This is a genomic window from Pelorhabdus rhamnosifermentans (assembly GCF_018835585.1).
In the GTDB taxonomy this organism is placed as follows: Bacteria; Bacillota; Negativicutes; order UMGS1260; family UMGS1260; genus Pelorhabdus; species Pelorhabdus rhamnosifermentans.
Genome location: NZ_JAHGVE010000015.1, coordinates 38,164 through 59,016, shown reverse-complemented (window position 1 = coordinate 59,016; position 20,853 = coordinate 38,164). Strand labels below are relative to the sequence as shown.

Here is a 20,853-nt window from a genome sequence, read left to right as displayed (position 1 = left end):
TTCCGATTTTGCGATCACATTATCACTTTAAGCATTTTATCTATTTAATCAACGAAAGTGCCACTGAATAAAAAAAGAGCTTGCATCTCTACAAACTCTTAATTCCTATGATGGCTCCAGATAAATTCAATCCGCCGAGCTTTCAATCAATAATCAATATTATATTCCTTTAATTTTCTATACAAAGTTGAACGGCTTATGCCCAATAACTCGGCTGCATTAGGCACGCAATTGTTTGCATATGCCAGAGCAGTTTCAATGGCGCTTTTTTCCATCTTTTCCAGACAAAGCATATCACCTATTTTCTCATTGCTAGTTATCGCCATACCGTCAATTTTAATCGGGCAAGTAGCCAAAGGAATATAGCTGGGAAGATTATCAGGTTTAATAATTCCATCCATAGAAGTATTAACCGCATAGATCATCGCATTCTGTAACTGTCGGGCATTACCAGGCCATTCATATTGATTAATTATTTTCTGTGCTGCCGGGCTGATTTGTGGGACCTTCCAGCCCTGCTTATGGCAATATTTTCCAATGAAGAATTTGCTTAAGATTTCAATATCACAACCTCTTTCGCGTAATGGAGGAATTTTAATCGGCAGTACTGCCAAACGAAAGAATAAATCTCCACGAAATTTTTTTTCAGTTACCATTTGATAAAGATTTTTATTCGTAGCGGAAATCAGCCGGAAATCGACTTGCTTGTAGCGTCTGCCGCCTATGCGCATGACTTGCTTGTCCTCCAGAGTCCTCAGCAAAACAGCCTGCAATTCAATGGGCATATCGCCGATTTCATCCAGAAAAAGCGTCCCGCCATGCGCCAACTCAATTTTACCTGGTCTCCCACTGCGCTCAGCACCGGTAAAACTACCGCCTTCATAGCCGAACATTTCGCTTTCGATTAATTGCGATGGCATAGCTGCGCAGTTCACGGCAATAAAAGGGCTCTGGGGACGGTATATATTATGGATAGCTTGGGCAAATAGTTCCTTGCCGGTACCGCTTTCCCCGATTAAGAGAATATTATCGGCCGTACTGGCAAAGCGTCGTGCCATGACAACACTTTTTTTAAATTCAAAATTATCCCCAACAAGATGTTCAAAAGTATTATTCGTCAAACTACCGGATCTGTTATTAATTTTAGCAATTATTTTCTCGGAAGAATTCAATTTAAATACAACAATATCTAATTTCTGCGTGTACGGATTAAACGCCGGACGAATACAAACTTGGTGTAGCTGGCCATCAGTACCCCCACAAATACATTCTTTTGTAGTAACAATTTCACCCTTTTCAACCAATGTCATGATGGAAGAATCAATGCTAAGAAAATCGTTAATATTTCTATTCTCTATTTGGTCCGGCCTGAGCTTCAAAATGCGCATGCCTTCCTTATTGATATGAATTATCTTCCCAACGCGGTTAGTAACAATAATTCCTTCGTTGACTATAGCCAATGTAGTATTTAGTGCATTACGAACAGTTGCAAAACGATCCATGGCAATTTGAAAATGGCAATTAAAAGTTTCTGCCTGCTCACTGGCATCACAAAAATCATTGGTAACTTTGGCCAGCTTGAACTGAGTCTCAATCGCTGTCGCCAGAGAAGTAACCAAACCCAAACTGTGCAAGCACATTTTTTCAAGAACTTCTTCCCCGGGTGGTTCCTGCAAAGGTCGGTTCAATAGAACCAGGGCAGCATTGACTTTGTCATTTTCATCCCTAATCGGAGCGGCGGAAGCAATGCAGCTCTGAAAAGCCACACAATAATGTTCCGGACCCAATAATTGTACGGGCCGCTCAAGGCGGATGCAAAGTTCATGGGCAGTAGTACCTTCTGAATGCTCATCGGAAACAATTCCCGTGCGGGGATGGTTTTCAGGAAATAGGGGAGAATTTTCCCAACTTCCTTCATTCAACAAGACTATCCTGGTCTTGTCAAATAAATACAATATGTCCCCGCAAGACAGAAACATGTCTTTAAAATTTTCAATCAATGAATTTGTGACTTTGATCAGCAAATGATATTTATCCATTATCTCGGACAACTTTTCCTGGTTTAAATTGGAATGGCCGATTACAGAATAAGGATTTACACCCATCTTGCGGGATCTGAGCCAAGAAGCGACAACATCTTGGTTCATGAAGGGATACCGGCATAGGTCTTCAACATTATTTTGCAAAAAAGCCTGCTTGTATTGCAGTATGGCTTGCCAGCGTTCCTGGGCAAGAGTCCTTTTATTGTCAGTGGCAGAATTAGTTTGTGCAGTTGGAATGTCATGAGTCTGATTGAAAATGGCCACTTTCAGTTCCTCCTATTATTTCACTTAAGAAACAACATAAATACTCGCCTATGGCTGGTCAATAACCGCATACCGGGCTCAAGTATGATAGTACATAATTTGAGTGAATAAGGCTAATATTCTCACTTTTTATTGTAGATTGTTTTGGTAATTATGTCAAAATGACACTATCATAACAAAATATATCAAAAAAAGTCTATGCTGCGCAGGGTTGCAATACAATGTTATCGGCAAATGCACCAGCAATACAACTGGGATATCTGAGCCACTTTGGCTTAAATATCCCAGTTTTCTGTGATTATTATAAACCGAATAAGCCTGCCTTTATATCACCGTTCAATTTTCCGGTACCTTAGCCGCAGATTCGATACCCATTTCCTGCAAAATTTTTATGGTCCTTTTAGGCGACACGATCTGGGAATCATAGTGCTCTGCCAATTTCAAAGTATTCATGATCGGTATAAAGCCGCCCAGATCTTCCGGAATATCAATATCCGGCACCATTTCAAGCAGGCTGAGTGGAATGGCATTTTCCATCGCTTTCTGTACGACTAGATCCAGCACCGTAGCACCTTCCATATTATAAAAAAGCTGCTCAAAGTTAAAAGGCGTAGTGCATGTGTAACCAATAATATTGAACCCTCCCGCCTGATCAGCAGATTCAACCATTGCGGCGCCGATATTCGACCTAGAGCCTTCACATCGTTTGACGCAGTCGAACGCGCTCTGGCTTAAAGCAAGTTTTTCCAACTTTTTTACAGCGTCTTGCAAAGTTGCCGACTGCAAACCAGGCATATCTCCGCCCACGATGAAAATGCTATCGGCTAATCTTTCGTCTCTTCCGTCCCGTAATATATAATCAGCCGCATATTGCATAGCAGCATCAAAACAACCCCCTTGATCCGGGAACATTTCCTTGATCGCTTCGGGGGCAGAAACAGTTGCAATCAATTGTTTCAAATAGCTCCTATCTCCCAATTGATTATAACAGATATACACATCACCGCAATTCGAGACAATGCACTGATCCACCACATCCAAAAGACAGGCTTCATAAAACTTTTTTGCTTCTACAGGCGTGAATATCCCGCCACAGTCTATTGTCAGCCTAGTTTTTGTTTCGCCTTCTTTAGGTACTTTCGTAAAGATAACAACTGCATTTCGCATCCAATATCATCTCCAACTTACTTATGAGATTATCTTGACCCTAATCTTGTGCAATTTTTTCTTGCTTTGTTATCTTATAATGCCGGTGAATTCAAAATTGCAAAAATCTCTCCACTTCAATATGCCCATAAAAATCTTGCACTCGCCTTTGACCTAAATTCTTACGGTTTGCCTTGAGACAATTCCAATTGGATTGCTTTTTTCGGGCATTGTCCCACACAGGTATAACAGGCGCAGCATTTCTCAGCGGCAATTGCTGCTGCTTTAACGATATCGCCCATCGCTTTCATTTCAATAACCGTTTCCGGACAAAATGCCTCGCATAAGCCGCATCCATCGCAACGTTCTTCATTGATCCGCACCTTGACGGAACAAGCACCTACCTGCTCAGAAGAAATCCCTCTATCAATCACGGGAGGCATATAGATCTTTCTGCGCGCTTCAGGAATGCTTTTAACAGATAGTTTCCTCAGCGAATCCGCCAAGGAATGCATTTGGTTAAACGGTACGGAAAGATATGCTTCAAAATCATTAATATCGCTTATAGCCCTGGCGCCATAACAACCAAAAGATATGTTCATTTTTTGACTTTTCATAACCTGCACTGTCAAATCAGCACAGGTAGAATTATAGCCTGAGGTATGGAATACATGACGTTCACCGCTACCATAGCTGGAAGCACAGCAAAGCCACATGACCTGTTCTGGATAAATTGTAAAGATAACCACATCCGGCTCGAAAGCTGCATCCTCTAATGGAGCAACAATAGAAGCCTGATATGCTCCTGCTTCAAATTCTGGCCGAGAAGCGATCATTTTTTGCGCGCATTCAATATTAGGCAATTTTTTAAACAAAAGATATAATTCTCCTGACCGTAACTTGGGCGACATGGGAACCAACCCCATAATCGCTGCTCCATCAGGACAGGCATGTTTATTAGGTGGCATATAAAGGCTGCTACCCCGCCTGGCAACCGTAATGGCCTGGCAGTGCCGCAGCGGAACAGACGGCTCCGAGACATTATCCGGAATGGGCTCATCAGGTTTCAACAGTTTTACAGCAACAGGCGACCAGCGCAGTGTCAACATATCTTTAAATGCTTTAGCAAGGTCTTTGTTGTTCAAAGTCCCTCATCCTTTCAATCTGCAATAATTTCTTCCCAACGTTTTTCTCCGTCCGAGCCACTGAACATCTTTTCCAACCGCGCCTTACCTCCTTTATAGTCGTCCTGCAAACCCAACAGCAAATTCAGAGCATGAGTCACCGGGATTTCAGAAGAATAATTATCATATTTCAAAACGCAATTGAGACAGTACCCAACAAGTACATCCGCATTGGTTTCACGGACTTCTTGTTGCCGCAGCTTTACTAATTCCTCTACCAATTCAGGGCGAAAATGTGATAATTGCCCGCCACTTCCACAGCAAATGGTATTCATTTGGGTATGAGCCATCTCTCTTGTAGAGAAACCACATTGTTTCAAAGCTTGGCGTACCTGGCTGCCAAATATTCCGGCAAAACGATCTGGACAAGAATCATGAACCGTGTATTGTCTATTGTCACTTTGCTCTTGTTTTGCAAAGTCTATGACTTCATAGACTGTTTGAACGATCACGTCGCAAGCTTGAAACACATCTTGCAGTTCATAATAGCATCCCGGGCAAGCCACGATAATCCGTTTTATATTGTGTTCCTGCACAAACCCTTGCAGACAGCTGCGGAAATCTTTCACTCTCTCCTGCAATCCTATCTGATCGAGCAACTTTCCGCAACACTCCGTCCATACTCCCTTGCAACCGCAACTATCCTTTAAACGTTCATAAATTGCCCGCGTCAAATTCGGAGAATAAGTCATCAAGGTACAGCCGGGGAAAAAACATGTTTCAGCATGACTGAAGGAATTCACGTCGCTATAATCAATTCCATAGTAGCTACGATAGGCATTCATTATATTATTTTTGCGATCAGGCAACAAATAACGGTACGCCGCACTGTCAATCTCGCCACTCTTTACTGCTTCTCTCCGTCGGGCAAGAAAAAGTTGTTTAGGACTCAATCGCTTTGGACAAACAGTTTCGCACGCTCCACATAAGGAGCAGCTTAATGCCTCATACAGCGTAATTCCCCGTTTTGTCATGTCTAACGGTGATTGCCCGCTTTTAGCTAGGAGCGAACAACAATTCGAGCATTGCTTACATTGCAAACATTCGGCCATTAATTTTTCTAGATGATTAGGTTCCATTGCTATTCACCTTATCTTTGAGATTTCTTCACAAGTCTATCTCTGAGTCGGCGTTGTTGCACTTTCTAAACCGATTTTTTCCATTACTTCAATCGTATTAACTGGAACCATAACACTGTCGTCATAGCAAGCAGATAGTTGAAGGGCTCTGAGTACTGGGATCATGCTTGCCAGATCAATGGGAATATCCACATCCGGTGCCATTGCAACCGTAGCTAGAGGGATCTTCTCTTCCTTCGCTTTGGCTACGAGCATATCCAAAGCGGTTATCCCGTCCATATTATAGAATACCTTATGGAAATCAAATGACGTCTCGCAAGTGAAACCAATGATGGAAAAACCGCCTTCTTGGCAGGCTCCTTCTACCATCGCCGCTCCAACGGGGAAATCTGACATCGTCGTCTTATTTGCCACTGCTAGACCAGACTTGCTGACTGCCAACTTTGCCATTTTTCCGTAGGCATCTTGCAATAATTCCGGCTGGAGACTCGGAATGTCCCCGCCAACAATCATGACACTGTCAGCCAGCCGATCCGGAGACCCATTCTTCAGAATATGATCTGCAGCATACTGCATGCAGTCATCGAAACTTCCGCCTTTGTCCGCAAAAATCCCGCGAATCTGTGACTGATCAGCAGTTCTGAGCAGCAAATTTTCCAGATACGCATGATCTCCGTCATGATTATAACAAATCCAAACATCACCGCATTTCGCTGCAATGCATACGTTAATTACATCCAGTACGCATCCCTCATAAAAAGCCATCGCTTCTTCCGGCGTCATAATTCCGCCCTTTTCCGTAGTAAGGCGCGTCTTGGTCTTCCCTAGTTTAGGCACTTTAGAAAAAACAACAATTGCATTTCGCATGTATCTAATCTCTCCTATAAACGTACTTTCGAACAAATCTACTTCTAACAATAAAGCTACTCATATATTATAGATATGCAAACTTCGTGCCAAGAAATTTACCTGCAAAAAAAATGAAATGTTCTTTGTTATATACGATATTTCTTACAGTATATTGATCAGATTAAGAAATTCTTTTTCTTTTTTTGGGAATTATCCGCTTTCAGCGTTTCATTTTGACACGGCAATTTTTTTGATATAAATTTGTATTCATTGTTTTTTTAATTGCAAAAAAAAACCATCGATTGCGATTTAAGTGTCGCTTGCAATCGATGAGTTTTCCTGTCTAATCACCTTTAATTGGCTTTAGTCGGTTTTTCTTCCGGAAGTAAAAATTTAAACTCCGGTTCCTTTTTTCTCAGTTTCCTGGCCTTTTCGCCCACCGTAACTTCAAACCAAACGCCTTCCACCCTGCGCCCCGAAAAAGTTGGTCCAAAACGTACGAATATGGCATCGTCCCAAGCATAGATCTCTTCAAGCGAAGGCTCTAAAACGCGAAGTTTTAACTGGCCATAAGAATAACGGGTATGTTCCAAGGATAATTGCTGCATCAGCTCCGGAATAGAAAGTTCAGTTAGGCCCCTTGATCTCCATGGCCAAATAATATCGAAAACAGCTAACGTATGCTTGCCTTTATACTGTAGCCTCTTCGCCAACTCGTACTCAGTATCGTTCGGCGCAAATTTAATAATTAAAGGCAGCATTTTTTCAGCAAATTGAAACGTTATTTCCTTGTCATCGTACTCGATGGCTTGAAACCATAAGGTGTGAGTCAGTTTTTTATTGATTTCATCATATAATGAGACACCTTTTTTCAATACTTTTTCGATTTCATTGGTCAGATATGAATAAATATCTTCCTGATGTATATCACAAATATTTAGAAATTCATCAATTCCCATTTTGTATGTTGTTCTCTGGGACTCAAATTGTTCCGTCTTATGCCGTAAAGAAATTATCGCAGTAATCATTTTTCTCTGCAGTTCTGTAAGCGGATCCCGTCGGCCAATGATACCATCCAACCGTATCAATTGATTCGGCCTAGCGATTAATCCTTTCGGTTTGAGAGCTGCAGTGACCAATTTTTCAAATTCCATGGATTTCACCTCATGAATCCATTGTACATTAAGCATCTTCTGATTGCAAATAAAATCACATTTGCAATCATGATAATAATAATCTCGAATAATCTCGATTAAAAAGATTGGGGCTATCGCAAGACAGATTAAAAAAACTGCTTTGCGATAGCCCCTAGGAAACGATCATGAAAATCAAAGCCATCAAATACCATGAACATGTTCTTACTTACGCACATTGCTTCTATAGTTGGTATTACACACTCTGACCATGAGTAACTCTTTCCTCCGGACCCTTTCTAATATTTAGTCATTAGTGGATCTAAACTCTAAAAAGAAATTTATGCTTTAGGAGGAGTTTGTTTAGTTTGTTTTTCTTCAGATAAATTTGTTAAATCCGTCTTACAAAAAGGGCACTTTTTTTGCATAACCCCTCCTATTGGCATCAATTTCTTGCCACATTTCGGGCATACTTGACTTTTTGCTACACCTGCTGGTCTAAAGCACATTGCACTCTACCTCCTTTTGTCAGTGATCATCTTTGTTAATAACGATTTGTAGGCGAACAGTCCCATTCGTTGGACGTTCAACTATTAATAAGCTCTACAGGTTTTTCTCTTCCACACGCTACCTCCTTCTTGCTTATACCGGACCAAATTATCCAATTAAATCTAAAGTCTGATTGGATTATGACTCTGAACTGAATATCTCGTTTAAAGCCCGGATATCAACTACAATTACATTACTTACTCTGTATTGTTGCAATAATCGTGCCAGTTTATTAAAAAGGGGCAAATCGGCTTAATACCTTGCTTCCTCAGGTTTTTACCTTTTGTCAACTACAAACATTCGATCTCGTTTTAGGACACGCATTTGCAAGTTCACAAGGTGAAAAAGCCGCAGAAAAATCAGATAATCTCTTTTTTGCAATCAAAGTATCGTTTTAAAATGTTATTACAGTACTATAGGATATTTATATAGCATGCGATACTTCTTCAGAATGAGGTGTCAAATTTACTCGCCTGTCGCGGTCATCCCCTATGTTAAACGTCTTCGTTACATAAAGTGTGACATTCTTTTCGGATGCCCATTTCATTTCAAGGACCAATTTAGCTCCAGTTTGATCATTTGTAAGAAATAATTCATTATCTTTTTTTGTGACAAGCAGTTTGTCTGCAAAGCTTACTATTAAGCTATATATTTCAGCAGGGCGAACACCGCGTCCTACAAGATCTTTTTGTACAGCTTCATCCATTGTTACACTTAGATTATTATCTCCGATCTTTTTGCTAAACATCTACAATTCACCTATCCTTTCAATAATTGACTACATTAATAATTGAAAAAAACGAAAGCAACCTTTCCAATCAAGTATTGGTCCGGCTGGCTTTCGCAATAAATCATTCCATCGGAAAAACATACTTTTTCATTCTAAAGCTTGTAATTTGCGATTGTAAAAATCACTGATCTGTTTTTAATTGTTCTTTGTAAGGCTTTTCTGGTTCAAACTTCGTTGATCCATATTTTTGTCCTGGTTTCTGAGCTAACGGATTAAGAGGTTTTTCAATTTTCCTCTTTGGCTTAACCACTTGCTCTTCAACTTTTTTTTCTTCAGCCATATCTGTCACCTCCTTCTAATTGTATACTACAATATTATCTTTCAAATGATCAAATAATGATCATTTGAAAGGCACACCCCTAATGTTCAAATTCAAATATTCGTATGAAACTGTTGACCACATTCATCCGCCTATCTATAATGAAATTATGGAAAACGTTTTTTTGATGAATAGGGGGAGATACTGTGTGCTGGTCCTGTAATCCATATTGTGGTGGTTGTAAGCCGCCAAAAGAAAGACCGGTAAAATGTCTTGTCTGCCATTCGCTTACCTTTCGCGACTCAACCAATCTTTGCAAAAAATGCGGTGCAATTCTGCCTGCTCCGACTCCACGTCCCACCGTTATGTGCTTATACATTGGAAAAATGTGCTCAAACCCTTGCAATCGGCATAAAGCACTGCCCAAAGACGGCAACGAAACAACTTGTCAATGGCATACGCCGCCCAAAAACAATCGTCCCGAACAGCCACCCAATGTGTGATTGTTAAATAGCCCTCAAATTGCTCTATCCTGCAATGTTATCCTGCAGGTTTTTTTGTTTTTCGCGCAATCTCATGTACTCCGGAGTTTTTTAGAAATAGACAACAAAATACAGCAAGCATTCTGTGCCATGACCTCTTGAAATAAGAGAATCATGGCAGTTCAGCTTACTTACAAAGAACAAATCATTATGATTTATTTTCAGGGAGTAAATATTGCTACTTTTTTCCCTTTTGCTTCTGCTTTTTTAGCCAGTTCTTCCACTGGTCCGTATTCCATACAGGCGCCTAAGCAATGAAGAACGCAAGCTGGTTTTTCACCTTTTGCTACCCGGTCTTCACATAAATCACAGTAAGAAGTAGGAACAGGAACATAATCCCACTCATATTTATCTTCGTTAATTTTAAAAGGACCTACCTCAGTTAGTTTGATTCCCCATTGACCATGAGGAATATTATGTTCGTTTTTGCAAGAAACTTCGCAGCTATGGCAACCTGTGCAATACTCATAGTCAATCAACAAACCGTTACGTGCCATTTATTTCCCCTCCTATTACTATAGTTGTCTGCTAGCTCGGCTTACGCTTCAAATCCGACATCAGATTCCAAAGAATCTACTCTGTAAACCTTGCAGATCATTTGTTTGAATGGTGCGCCGAAACCAAGTTTTCCTATCTGTTTATGAGGCACCAAAGTGTTAATATTAGATTTCCATACGCCATACAGATTGGGCTCTTCAGCCTTCTGCTCAGGATACCACCAGCCATGTTCGGCATGAACAACTTTCGGATGGATACATGGTGTCAGATGCGCTTTTTCTTTTGCCTTACCAAACATGTTTTCGATGCAGACCCAGTCGCCTTCTTTAATACCAAGCTGAGCTGCTGTCTCCGGATGAATATTCATAACAGGATATGGCGTAATTTCGCGCAAAGTTGAAATTTGCCTATGTTCCGAATGGAAAGTCGCAAATGTTCTTGCTCCGGTCGTAAGGATCAACGGATATTCTTTGAACAATTCCGGAGTGCTGTACGGGCTGTAGGGAGGTTCTTTATAGTATGGCAAAGCGTCATCGCCCCACGCTTCGAATAAGGTCGAACTCAACTCAACCATGCCAGTAACGGTGTTGAATCCAGGCTCGCCATCGCCGCGCAATTGGCCTGTCTCATATTTTTTATAAGTGTATTTCGGCTGATATAAGCCAATTTCCCTAAGTTCATTGAAGTCAATTCCCAATTCCGGCTTCAGCTGTTTGCTGAAGAAATCTTCCACACTATCGAATGGCCACATATTCGGGTGAAGTTTTTTACCCAATTCAATGCAGACTTCGATGTCAGATTTGCAGTCGCCAACTTCCAGAGCCTTGTTCATGGCACCTAAGAACACGGCATTACGGCCATAGTGAGTTACAACTACGCCATCATGTTCAGCAACCGTAGGCAGCGGTAGGAAGATATCGCCAAATGCCATTGCTGTCGGAGTCATGAAACAATCCTGCACAACGTTGAACTCTAAAGATTTTAAAGCCCGATACCATCTGTCAGGTGCTGCCGAACAGGTAGGAGTAATAAAGTTACTGCTGTTAAACCAGCCCATTCTTAGTTTATAAGGTTTACCAGTTTCCAAAGTATCCAAGGTTTCATCCGGATGTGTCGTAGCCATAGCAGTACTTAGTGCAGGCCACTCTTTGGCACCGATCCGTTTATCCCAGAGCTCATCCGACAGATTGCTCCTAGTTTCCACACGCCATTTTCCAAGTAAAGCAGCAGGTGGCCCTACCGTGATGCCGCCAGGCACGTCGAGATTGCCAGTAATCGCGCCAAGAGTAAGAATCGCATGTCCTAACTGAACGCCATTCGGGTTTTGGTCGACTGCCAAGCCCCACTGAATGGACGAAGGGTGATTGGTTGCAAATTCCCGGGCTACTTCTATAATTTTTTCTTTAGGAACCCAGGTGATTTCAGCCACTTTTTCCGGTGGATATTCTTGAACACGTTCCTTCAGTTCGTCAAACCCATAGCACCAATTATCAACAAAATCATGATCATAGAGATCTTCATTGATTATGACGTTTAACAAACCAAGAGCAAGAGCTGTATCGCTCCCAGGCCGCAATTGCAACACATAGGCCGATCTGGTGCCAAGCCATGTGATCTGCGGGTCTACAGAGATGATCTTCGTTCCGCGTTTCATCAAATCAATCAAAGCATGGCCGAAGAAACCGTCCCCATTGGACATCAAAGGATTTTTGCCCCATTCAATGACATACTTCGGCAATACATAGTTCGGGTTGTCATAACGGTCCGGATAGGTTCCGGCATAGTCAAGTTCCGGATATCCCGCACCCAAAATATAGTCCGTAATCGAGCACCTCGGGCCGTAGCAGGACCAACCGCTTTGGGGATAACATACGTTAGGAGTACCAATCGAAGCAAATCCCAGTGGATAGTAATACAAGCAAGCTTCCCGTCCGGTTCCACCGAATACAACGATCGACTCAGCACCGTGCTTTTCTTTAAGTTCCTTTATCTTAGGAACAATAATGTCCCAAGCTTCGTCCCAAGAGATCTTCGTCCATTTGTCTTTACCGCGATCCTCATGGGCACGCTTCATTGGGCTCGTAATACGTTGCGGATGATGGACAAATTCAGGCAGTGACAGGGCTCTGACGCATACCCGGCCTTGCGTAATAGGATGTTCTTCATCCCCTTCAACTTTGATCAGTTTGTTGTCCTTGACCGTCAATTTCAAGCCGCATCCGACGGGATGATCTCCTGGCGGTGACCAACAGCAAGTTCTAACTGTATAAGAGCCATCTTCATTCTGTGTTTTCCACTCTTTTTTCATGATCTCATCAACCCTTTCAAGAATTCTAAAAAAGCTATGTTTCCAGTCCCTGATTTTCTAAACCATACCACCTCCCTCTGAAACTTATCAGACCAGATTACCCATTTACTCTCCAAGGTATAATACGCTTATTTCCACCCCTGGATGAAATGAGTCATATCTTAATAGTCCGTATATCCGTTTATTTTTTTCATGTTACGACTTAGTAATTATGCAATAAGTGTGCCAATTTGTTAGTGCCTGGGCAAATGCCGTAATACCGCTATTATTCGGACTTCAGCATTCACCAAATACAAAGTTTCCAATCTTTTTTTGACATCAATACATTCTCACTTATAAGTGTATAAAGCAGAAAAACAACAGAAATATCGCATAATCCTTTTTTGCAACCGTAATATCATTTTAGGAACTGTATACGATGCCAGAGCCCCGTAACAAGCAATGCTTTTAAGTAAAAAATCAAACAAGCACTTGAAACTGATAACTCAGTACTTGTTGCCTGTGTCATGATTTATTATCAAATATGATCAATCGGTGGGTACGCGTCACCAGATATGCCTCACATCTTTTTGGAAATCTGTCTACTAGGGGATCTATCTACTAATAGCTCGATTTGTTTATGCCCGCCGTAATCAAAAGGACCGCCAACTAAAAATTAGTTGGCGGTCCTTCCTTCATTCAATAAATTTAAAACCTGCGCAGCGTTTTTTCACTCTTAAAATACTACTAGGATCGCAAAAAATATTTGTCTATTTTTAATAAATTACCACTTTTTTTCCCAGCTTGGTACATTAGAACGCTCAGCAATCTTAAAATGACATCTTCGAAAAATTAAAAAAAGTGGAATGATCGCGTCATTCAAGCACTCTGCCCCTTTTACTCAGATGGCACGCTTATTGCATAAAAAATATTCAGGTGGAAAAATTAGGTCCGATTGGACCAACGCCTAAGGGAGGGGTACCAGGAAAAAAATTGAACTATTGGAACGATCAAACAACAAGCAAAATTAACATTAAATTACCATTAAAGGAGGTGTTTTAGGCCAGCTCTGCCATGGCCGGAGTCAAACAAAAGAAATACACATTTACCAGATAACGCGCTAGCCAAAGATCCGAAGGAAAAAACTTGATTCATTCCTGCTCAGGCTATGTATAAGCACATTCATTTTTGGGTGCATCCTTCTTTAAAAAAGTATATAAACAATCGACCAATAACCCTGAGCCAACCTGTGCTTGCGTTGATCTATTGGATTGTTAAAACTACACCAAAACGAAAGAAGGAAATAGAATGTCCGAACAACACTACAATCGCTGGCTAATTCTTGTTGCCGCGATTGTCATTAACATTTGTTGCGGTACTTTATACGCCTGGAGCGTCTTCGCTCTCCCACTAGGAAAATTATTTGGTTGGCCAGCTACGGCGATTGCCCTGGCCTTTACGATCACTCATGGCTTAAGTCCAGTTGCTATGATCGGCGGCGGTTATATCCAGGACCGTTTGGGCTGCAAAGCCAATGTGATTATCGGCGGTATTATGTTCGGTGCAGGACTATTGATTACCGGATTTATCTCAAGCATTGAAATGCTCTACATTTCTTACAGCGTTCTCGCCGGCATTGGCGGCGGAGTCATTTATTCCGGCACACTGGGTAATACCGTAAAATTTTTTCCTGATAAACAAGGCCTTGCTTCCGGTCTGGTTGCGGCCGGCTATGGATCCGGAGCCACGATTGTTGCTCCAATTGCCAGCGCAATGATCAGCAATATAGGCGTACTTGACACTTTCAAAATCCTTGGCGTTGTATTTTTAGCCATTATTTTGGTTGGCTCCTGCTTTATCAAAAAAGCTCCGGCGGGATTCAAGCCAGCAGGCTGGGAGCCTCCCCTAGTTGCAAATAATGCAAAACAAGTAGTAACCGACAAAGTCTGGCATCAAATGCTACGCGATGGTACGTGGTGGGTAGTATTAGTCATACTTATTTTTGGTGCTTTATCCGGACTGATGATTACATCCGCTGCCTCGCCAATTGGCCAACAAATGTTTCAACTGACCCCCATGATTGCGGCCCTCTTTCTTAGCTTGATTTCTATATCCAACGCTCTGGGACGCATTGTTTTTGGTGCTGCTTCGGATCATATCGGCCGTTCTAATACTCTTATTGTTATGTACGTCATTTCGGCTTTGTGCATGCTGAATCTGGCTTTAACTGGTTCTGTCGTCGGGTTTGCTGTCTCCGGAATCGGAATTGGCGCCGTTTTTGGCGGCTTCATGAGTACCATGCCAGGAATTATTACCGAACGATATGGCTTTAAAAATTTCGGGGTAAATTATGGCATTACTTTTATCGGATTTAGTTTGGCTGCCATATTTGGCCCTATGATAGCTGCTACAGTAAGGGAATCAACCGGAACCTATAACAACGCTTTTTGGATTGCTCTCGGCTTAAATATTCTTGGCCTTATTGCCGCCTACATTTTCAGAACATTAGATCAACGTAGAAAAAAAGCCATCCAAAACGATTCCAGCATGAAAACCGTTTAGAAGATTATAGTGTAAGCATCAAAAATGCCGTTACCTTGACACATGTCAATCGGGAACGGCATTGATTCTAAATGGATTGGCGATTTATTTCGCCTTGGTCTTGTTCCGGGTAGTTTTATTCCTGCCAAGCCATTTTACATTCTCCGTGAGTATACTCGTTATCGTTCTAAACTTGTTTCTTGTAAATCCAGTGAAAAGAATCGTTTTCAAAATGCTTTTACCGTTTGCAATGTTGCCCTGGATTCTGTTGTTTCTGACATGTTCGGTAAATCTGCTTCTCTTATCATCTTTTTACAGAATAATCGCTAAAAACGGAAATCACGTTTTCCATCTTTAAGTTCAACTAAATGTTCCATGGCAATTGCACGAACTTTTTCATTCGTAATATGCGGGATTTCCTTGGTAATGACTGCCTCACCCTTTATTTTAGTATCTGCCGAAGCATAGTCCTCTAAATATTCTTTGAGCGTCATCAAAGCATTTGGCTGACAGCAGTTAGCAATCTGTCCGGATTTTACAAGTTTCATAAAACGATCTCCTGTACGTCCTTCACGATAGCAAGCCGTACAGAAACTCGGAATGAAGCCCATACCGAGCAACCAATTAACAATTTCATCAAGCGTTCTCGTATCATTTACATCAAACTGTGCCGAATTATCATCTTCTGCTTCAGGTTCATCATATCCGCCAACACTTGTACAAGAGCCACCGCTGATTTGGGAGATACCTAATTGAAGCACTCGTTCACGCGTTTTCTTCGATTCACGGGTGGAAACAATCATTCCGGTATACGGAACAGCAATACGGATGACAGTAACTATTTTAGCGAATATATCGTCGGAAATCGCATCAGTAAAGTCTTCGGGGTTAATATCATCTGCCGGTCGAATCCGAGGAACACTGATGGTATGCGGCCCAACCCCCATGGTCGCCTCTAAATGTTCAGCATGCATCAGTAAGCCAATAAAATCGTAACGATACATGTTTAAACCAAACAAAACACCCACACCTACATCGTCAATTCCACCTTCCATGGCACGGTCCATCGCTTCAGTATGATATGCATAGTCGTGCTTGGGTCCAGTCGGGTGCAATTCTTCATAGCTCTGTTTATTATAAGTTTCTTGAAAAAGAATATAGGTCCCAATGCCTGCATCCTTGAGCTTACGATAATTTTCCACAGTTGTTGCAGCAATATTGACATTCACACGACGAATAGCACCATTTTTATGTTTAATGCTGTAAATTGTTTTAATGCTTTCCAATACATAGTCGATAGGATTGTTAATAGGATCTTCTCCTGTTTCCAAAGCCAAACGTTTATGTCCCAAATCTTGTAAAGCAATCACTTCACGCGCAATCTCCTCTTGTGAAAGTTTTTTACGAGAAATATTTTTATTTCCATGGTGATAGGGACAGTATACACAGCCATTGATACAGTAGTTAGATAAATATAAAGGAGCAAACATAACAATGCGGTTCCCATAAAACTTTTGCTTAATTTCTTTTGCTAGGGACATCATTTTTTCGTTTTCATCTTCTAAGTCACACTCTAGAAGCACTGCCGCTTCACGATGAGTCAGGCCTTTGCAATCCTTAGCCCGCTCCAAAAGGCTGTCGATTAATTCACGATTACTTTTATTTTTCTGAGCAAAAGCAATCGTGTCCAAGATTTCTTGATCGTCAATAAATTCCGTCGCATTTTTTGATTTACAATTATACATTGTCAATACTCCTTTTTTCGCATTATTTTCTAAAAAGATCCCCTAGTTCAGCTTCGAAAATAAGCACCACTTACCTAACACGAGTGCTTGTCATTCATCTGCGCTTGAAGATAGCTTAGAATATACCGTTTTAATATTAACATGGGGAATCATTCCTAACTTGCCGGAGAGAGCACTGACAGTATCACTAGGTGCATCCATAACAATGCTAATAACTGAAATATTACGTTTAGGATAGGGGATTCCCATTCTACCTACAATATATTCTCCATATTCGTGAAGAATTTCGTTCAGTTTTCTGACAGAATCCTTATTTTCAACGACAATTCCAATGAGGGCAATTCTAGTTTCCATAAAATAACTCCTTTCTCTTCAATGTAAAAATCCTTGTACCCAAATAGGCACAAGGATAGAAGTGTCAATAATAAAATGGGAACATACACGCAATATGCTCCTCAAATATTACATCTATTCTCTCGCCTTCTCATTTGGGACGAACCCTCATGCATTTAGAACGATTACTTTTTTATCACTTTATGAAGGGTTTGCTGCAAGAAAGAATGGGGATCACTCAACCTCATACAGCTCACCAATATGTAATATTGTAGCATGTTTTCATACAAAAAAACAAGGTAATTTTTTTTGTTTTTTGCCCCTTTTCCATGTGCCAAAAAATCAGCAAGCAATTTTATATTCGCAATTCCTAGCTCTTTCACCCAAGCATTCTTGCTTGGATAAGCGATACTTATTCCCAAAAGGATATCGACATACCTCGTCGTACAAAAAAAGTCCCTACCACAGCCGCAATGGCCAGGATAGGAACTTTATATTTACAACAATGGTTATTTCTGATAACGTAACGTTTTGCTAAGTACAGGCTTTGATATTCCGTTCTATTTACGCGGTCGATCAGTCGCTCCCAACAACCGGGTACAAAATACTAATTAACAACTAGCTGAGTCGTTATCCCCGCAGCAAAAAAACAGGAGCAAAATAATAATGATGATAATGATCCCGTTGCCTCCAAAACCACGACCTCCAAAACCCATAACAACACCTCCTCATTTTAAACAAAGATTTGGATATCGGAACATTATAGTCTATGCTATATAATGTCATAGGTGCTGCTCTATAAAACAATTATGCCCTACCTCTGCTGCATAAATCGAGAGCGGGATAATATGGGAAAAAAGGCCTTCCGAGGAATAGCCATCATTTTAAGATAGATATTGTTTTGTTGTAAGCACAGGAGCAAATAAATCTCCCATATTCTTTACTCGTTCAAGTACTTTTGCAGCAGTAAAGACCAGCTGCTCAGCATCTTTGCTCTTCCATACCTGCTCTATTTCTAACCAAGTTACAGGCGTCGAAACTGTTGGCTCCTCACGTGCCCGTAATGAATAAACGCATACGGTTGTTTTATGGGGATCATTTTGGCTCCAGTCAATAAATACCTTTCCAGGCCTTAAATTTTTATTCATTTTAGAAACTACCTGATTCGGGAATTTTTTTTCTAGCATTTGTGCTAGCTTATGAGCCAAAGATTTTGTCTGACTATAATCTACAGGTGTATTCAAAGGAACATAAATCTGTAGCCCTTTGGATCCTGATGTCTTTGGATAACTCTGCAAATTTGCCTTCGCAAAAAATTCCAGCAACCACAATGCTACCTGTGTGCATTCCACTATAGTAGCTGGCCATCCTGGATCAAGATCAAACACCATCATCGTTGGCACATCAATATTTTCACTGCTAGATAGGGATGTATGCAATTCAAGTGCTGCCATATTGGCCGTCCACACTAAAGCAGACAAGTTATCTACTACACAATAACAAATATGCTTATTATTACTTTTGCTCCATATCGGTGTAGTTGACAGCCACTCAGGTCTTGAAGCCGGGCATTCCTTTTGATAAAAAAACTTGCCATCAGAACCATGTGGATAGCGCTTTAACGTCAGCGGCCGTCCCGCCAAATGAGGCAGTAAAAATGGAGAAATCCGTATATAATAGTCGATCATTTGTTTTTTATTAAACCCACTCTTCGGGTAAAAGACTTTTTCAAGATTGGAAAGCGTTAACTGCGTTCCAGCAATATCGAGCACAGTATTATTAGGCATGCGCCTTTCGCTTCCTTTCGTTAGATTTCTTGTTGTGATTATCCTTTTTGATCGCCGATAAACTGGCCTCAAGTGCCGCCATCAAATCAATCACTTTACCTTTTGGATTTTCAGGTGCTTTCTCTACTACTACAGTCTGACCCTCCGCTTTATCTTCAATCAATTCAAGAACTTTAGCCCGATATTCATCTTTATATTTTTCCGGTTCAAAATTATTGGATAGTGATTCAACAAGCTGTAAGGCAACTGTTAGTTCACGATCACCCGGTTCCGCTTCAGGTTCAGGCAATCCCTCTAATTCAGACTGAGATACGATTTCATCAGCAAAATACATTGTAGATAGACTCAACATATTTTCTGCCGGGCGAATAGCACTAAGGTATTCTTTATTTCGCAACACAAACCTGGCAATTGCCACTTTCTTGGACTTTTTCATTGCTGCCAGCAACAAAGAATAAGCTTTACCGGCCCCTTTGTCAGGCACAAGATAATAGGATTGTACATAATAAATCGGGTCTATTTGTTCCAAGTTCACAAAATCTTGGATGTCTATGTTGCGTGATGCCCTAGGACTCAAAGCGGATAATTCCTCATCAGTAACCACCACATAACGGTCAGGAGACACTTCATAGCCCTTGACAATCTCTTGATTAGCAACCTCAGCACCATCTGTTGCACATACTTTTTTTTGCTGAATACGACAACCATCACTTTTACGCAACTGATTAAATCGCACATTTCTCTTTCTTACTGTACTGTATAGTTTTATCGGCACATTAACAAGACCAAAGGTAATTGCGCCATTCCATATGGGTCGTAACATAATAAATCCTCCCAACGCTTAATTTATTATTCTCGTACAACTTCATACGCCGACTTATCCATTCTTAACCCTTTAAAAGACGGGTGACGCAAAGTACTATGTGACGTCCACTCAGTAAACTCAATCTCGCATACAAAAACAGGTTGTACAAACATAGCTTCTCTATGCGGGACACTGCTGTCAAAAGGGTTTTGCTTGATAGCAATCGGTGCCATTAATGATTTTAAGTGCTCTAATGTAGCCAAAGTGAAACCTGTTCCTACCTTGCCTGCATATTTAAGCTGGTGCTTATCATAATACCCTAGTAATAAAGCCCCAATTTGATCATGGCGGCCCCCTTTACCAGATATCCACCCGCCAATTACCAATTCTTGGCGCTGCTTGTTCTTAATTTTTAACCAGTCCCCGTTTCGCTTATCAGGTGAATATATGCTTGTTAACCGTTTGGCTATAATTCCTTCTAGTCCCATTTGTCGAATAGCACTCATCATCTCACTACCCGAGCCCAATTTGTAATCTGGCGTTTGCCATGCAGGTCCTTCTAGATTTAGTTTTTTCAGTGTTTCGCGCCGCACTATATAGGGTAGATTCAGTGTTGATTCTTCTTGTAAGGACAATATATCAAAAATAATATAGTTCACAGGATACTCTTTCATTCTTGATTCAATACTTTTCGTTTCACTTAAGCCCATTCGATGCTGCAGTCCTGAAAAGGACGGTTTCCCATTGTAATCAAAATAAACAATTTCTCCATCTAGGATAAACTGACGTTTAGCCGTAGCAATCCCTTTTAGTTCAGGATATTGTAATGTAACATCTTTTTGGTTGCGACTCAAAATTTGTATGTGGTCATTCTGACAATACAGAATCACCCTCATCCCATCCCATTTGATTTCAAAACCATATTCTTTATCATTTTTCGGCAATTCCGCTTGTTTAGCGAGCATAGGTTTAATAATGTTCATATCGTCCACCTTCATCTTGGGACACCATTTGTTACAA

19 protein-coding genes are annotated in these 20,853 nt (G+C 40.9%); 3 read left to right on the top strand and 16 right to left on the bottom strand.

The features are described 5' to 3' along the window. Nucleotides 1–146: 146 nt before the first annotated feature. From Ga0466249_RS27575 to Ga0466249_RS16740, 9 genes are all read right to left on the bottom strand, one after another. Nucleotides 147–2,306 carry a sigma-54 interaction domain-containing protein gene (locus Ga0466249_RS27575; RefSeq protein ID WP_215830635.1) on the bottom strand — a complete coding sequence of 720 codons (2,160 nt, stop codon included), beginning with the start codon at nucleotides 2,304–2,306 and terminating at the stop codon, nucleotides 147–149. Between the two features lie 336 nt (nucleotides 2,307–2,642). After that, nucleotides 2,643–3,473, bottom strand: a complete 831-nt coding sequence (locus Ga0466249_RS16775; protein WP_215830634.1) for a TIGR04282 family arsenosugar biosynthesis glycosyltransferase — start codon at nucleotides 3,471–3,473, stop codon at nucleotides 2,643–2,645. Nucleotides 3,474–3,634: 161 nt separating this feature from the next. Further along, a complete protein-coding gene (locus tag Ga0466249_RS16770) occupies nucleotides 3,635–4,597 on the bottom strand; it encodes a DUF169 domain-containing protein (RefSeq protein ID WP_215830633.1) in 963 nt (320 codons plus the stop codon). A gap of 14 nt (nucleotides 4,598–4,611) precedes the next feature. Continuing rightward, a complete protein-coding gene (locus tag Ga0466249_RS16765; RefSeq protein ID WP_215830632.1) occupies nucleotides 4,612–5,715 on the bottom strand; it encodes a heterodisulfide reductase-related iron-sulfur binding cluster in 1,104 nt (367 codons plus the stop codon). 36 nt (nucleotides 5,716–5,751) lie between these two features. Beyond that, nucleotides 5,752–6,582, bottom strand: a complete 831-nt coding sequence (locus Ga0466249_RS16760; RefSeq protein ID WP_215830631.1) for a TIGR04282 family arsenosugar biosynthesis glycosyltransferase — start codon at nucleotides 6,580–6,582, stop codon at nucleotides 5,752–5,754. Between the two features lie 335 nt (nucleotides 6,583–6,917). Continuing rightward, on the bottom strand, nucleotides 6,918–7,718 hold the full coding sequence (locus Ga0466249_RS16755; protein WP_215830630.1) for a replication initiation protein: 801 nt from the start codon (nucleotides 7,716–7,718) through the stop codon (nucleotides 6,918–6,920). Between the two features lie 320 nt (nucleotides 7,719–8,038). Then, complete coding sequence (locus Ga0466249_RS16750; protein ID WP_215830629.1) at nucleotides 8,039–8,206, bottom strand: hypothetical protein; 168 nt, start codon at nucleotides 8,204–8,206, stop codon at nucleotides 8,039–8,041. Between the two features lie 464 nt (nucleotides 8,207–8,670). Further along, on the bottom strand, nucleotides 8,671–8,994 hold the full coding sequence (locus Ga0466249_RS16745; RefSeq protein ID WP_215830628.1) for a hypothetical protein: 324 nt from the start codon (nucleotides 8,992–8,994) through the stop codon (nucleotides 8,671–8,673). Nucleotides 8,995–9,157: 163 nt separating this feature from the next. Continuing rightward, complete coding sequence (locus tag Ga0466249_RS16740; protein ID WP_215830627.1) at nucleotides 9,158–9,316, bottom strand: hypothetical protein; 159 nt, start codon at nucleotides 9,314–9,316, stop codon at nucleotides 9,158–9,160. Nucleotides 9,317–9,501: 185 nt separating this feature from the next. Here Ga0466249_RS16740 and Ga0466249_RS16735 point away from each other — a divergent pair, with 185 nt between their 5' ends. Next, nucleotides 9,502–9,798 carry a hypothetical protein gene (locus tag Ga0466249_RS16735; protein WP_215830626.1) on the top strand — a complete coding sequence of 99 codons (297 nt, stop codon included), beginning with the start codon at nucleotides 9,502–9,504 and terminating at the stop codon, nucleotides 9,796–9,798. 200 nt (nucleotides 9,799–9,998) lie between these two features. Here Ga0466249_RS16735 and Ga0466249_RS16730 read toward each other — a convergent pair whose 3' ends face one another. Together Ga0466249_RS16730 and Ga0466249_RS16725 are read right to left on the bottom strand one after the other, a co-directional pair. Next, a complete protein-coding gene (locus Ga0466249_RS16730) occupies nucleotides 9,999–10,334 on the bottom strand; it encodes a 4Fe-4S dicluster domain-containing protein (protein WP_215830625.1) in 336 nt (111 codons plus the stop codon). A 41-nt stretch (nucleotides 10,335–10,375) separates the two neighbouring features. Then, a complete protein-coding gene (locus Ga0466249_RS16725) occupies nucleotides 10,376–12,643 on the bottom strand; it encodes a molybdopterin-dependent oxidoreductase (protein ID WP_215830624.1) in 2,268 nt (755 codons plus the stop codon). Between the two features lie 1,287 nt (nucleotides 12,644–13,930). Between Ga0466249_RS16725 and Ga0466249_RS16720 the strand changes: the two genes are divergently transcribed. Both Ga0466249_RS16720 and Ga0466249_RS16715 read left to right on the top strand, forming a co-directional pair. Continuing rightward, nucleotides 13,931–15,184 carry an L-lactate MFS transporter gene (locus Ga0466249_RS16720; RefSeq protein WP_215830623.1) on the top strand — a complete coding sequence of 418 codons (1,254 nt, stop codon included), beginning with the start codon at nucleotides 13,931–13,933 and terminating at the stop codon, nucleotides 15,182–15,184. A 42-nt stretch (nucleotides 15,185–15,226) separates the two neighbouring features. Continuing rightward, a complete protein-coding gene (locus tag Ga0466249_RS16715; protein ID WP_215830622.1) occupies nucleotides 15,227–15,493 on the top strand; it encodes a hypothetical protein in 267 nt (88 codons plus the stop codon). Here the strand turns inward: Ga0466249_RS16715 and hydG are convergent. The 5 genes from hydG to ligD (Ga0466249_RS16690) all read right to left on the bottom strand — a co-directional run bounded on the left by hydG (nucleotide 15,490) and on the right by ligD (Ga0466249_RS16690) (nucleotide 20,816). After that, entirely contained in the window at nucleotides 15,490–16,908 is a 1,419-nt protein-coding gene (gene hydG / locus Ga0466249_RS16710; protein ID WP_215830621.1) for a [FeFe] hydrogenase H-cluster radical SAM maturase HydG, read from the bottom strand. The two genes, Ga0466249_RS16715 and hydG, sit on opposite strands and share 4 nt — an antisense overlap. Before the next feature lie 90 nt (nucleotides 16,909–16,998). Continuing rightward, nucleotides 16,999–17,262: a TM1266 family iron-only hydrogenase system putative regulator gene (locus tag Ga0466249_RS16705; protein ID WP_215830620.1), complete on the bottom strand. Its 264-nt coding sequence runs from the start codon at nucleotides 17,260–17,262 to the stop codon at nucleotides 16,999–17,001. 863 nt (nucleotides 17,263–18,125) lie between these two features. Then, the gene (gene ligD, locus Ga0466249_RS16700; protein ID WP_215830619.1) at nucleotides 18,126–19,028 is read right to left on the bottom strand and encodes a non-homologous end-joining DNA ligase; all 903 of its coding nucleotides are present in this window, start codon (nucleotides 19,026–19,028) and stop codon (nucleotides 18,126–18,128) included. Beyond that, nucleotides 19,021–19,851: a non-homologous end joining protein Ku gene (gene ku, locus Ga0466249_RS16695; protein WP_215830618.1), complete on the bottom strand. Its 831-nt coding sequence runs from the start codon at nucleotides 19,849–19,851 to the stop codon at nucleotides 19,021–19,023. The genes ligD (Ga0466249_RS16700) and ku overlap by 8 nt, the downstream gene beginning before the upstream one ends. Before the next feature lie 26 nt (nucleotides 19,852–19,877). Next, on the bottom strand, nucleotides 19,878–20,816 hold the full coding sequence (gene ligD / locus Ga0466249_RS16690) for a non-homologous end-joining DNA ligase (protein ID WP_215830617.1): 939 nt from the start codon (nucleotides 20,814–20,816) through the stop codon (nucleotides 19,878–19,880). Between the last annotated feature and the right edge of the window lie 37 nt (nucleotides 20,817–20,853).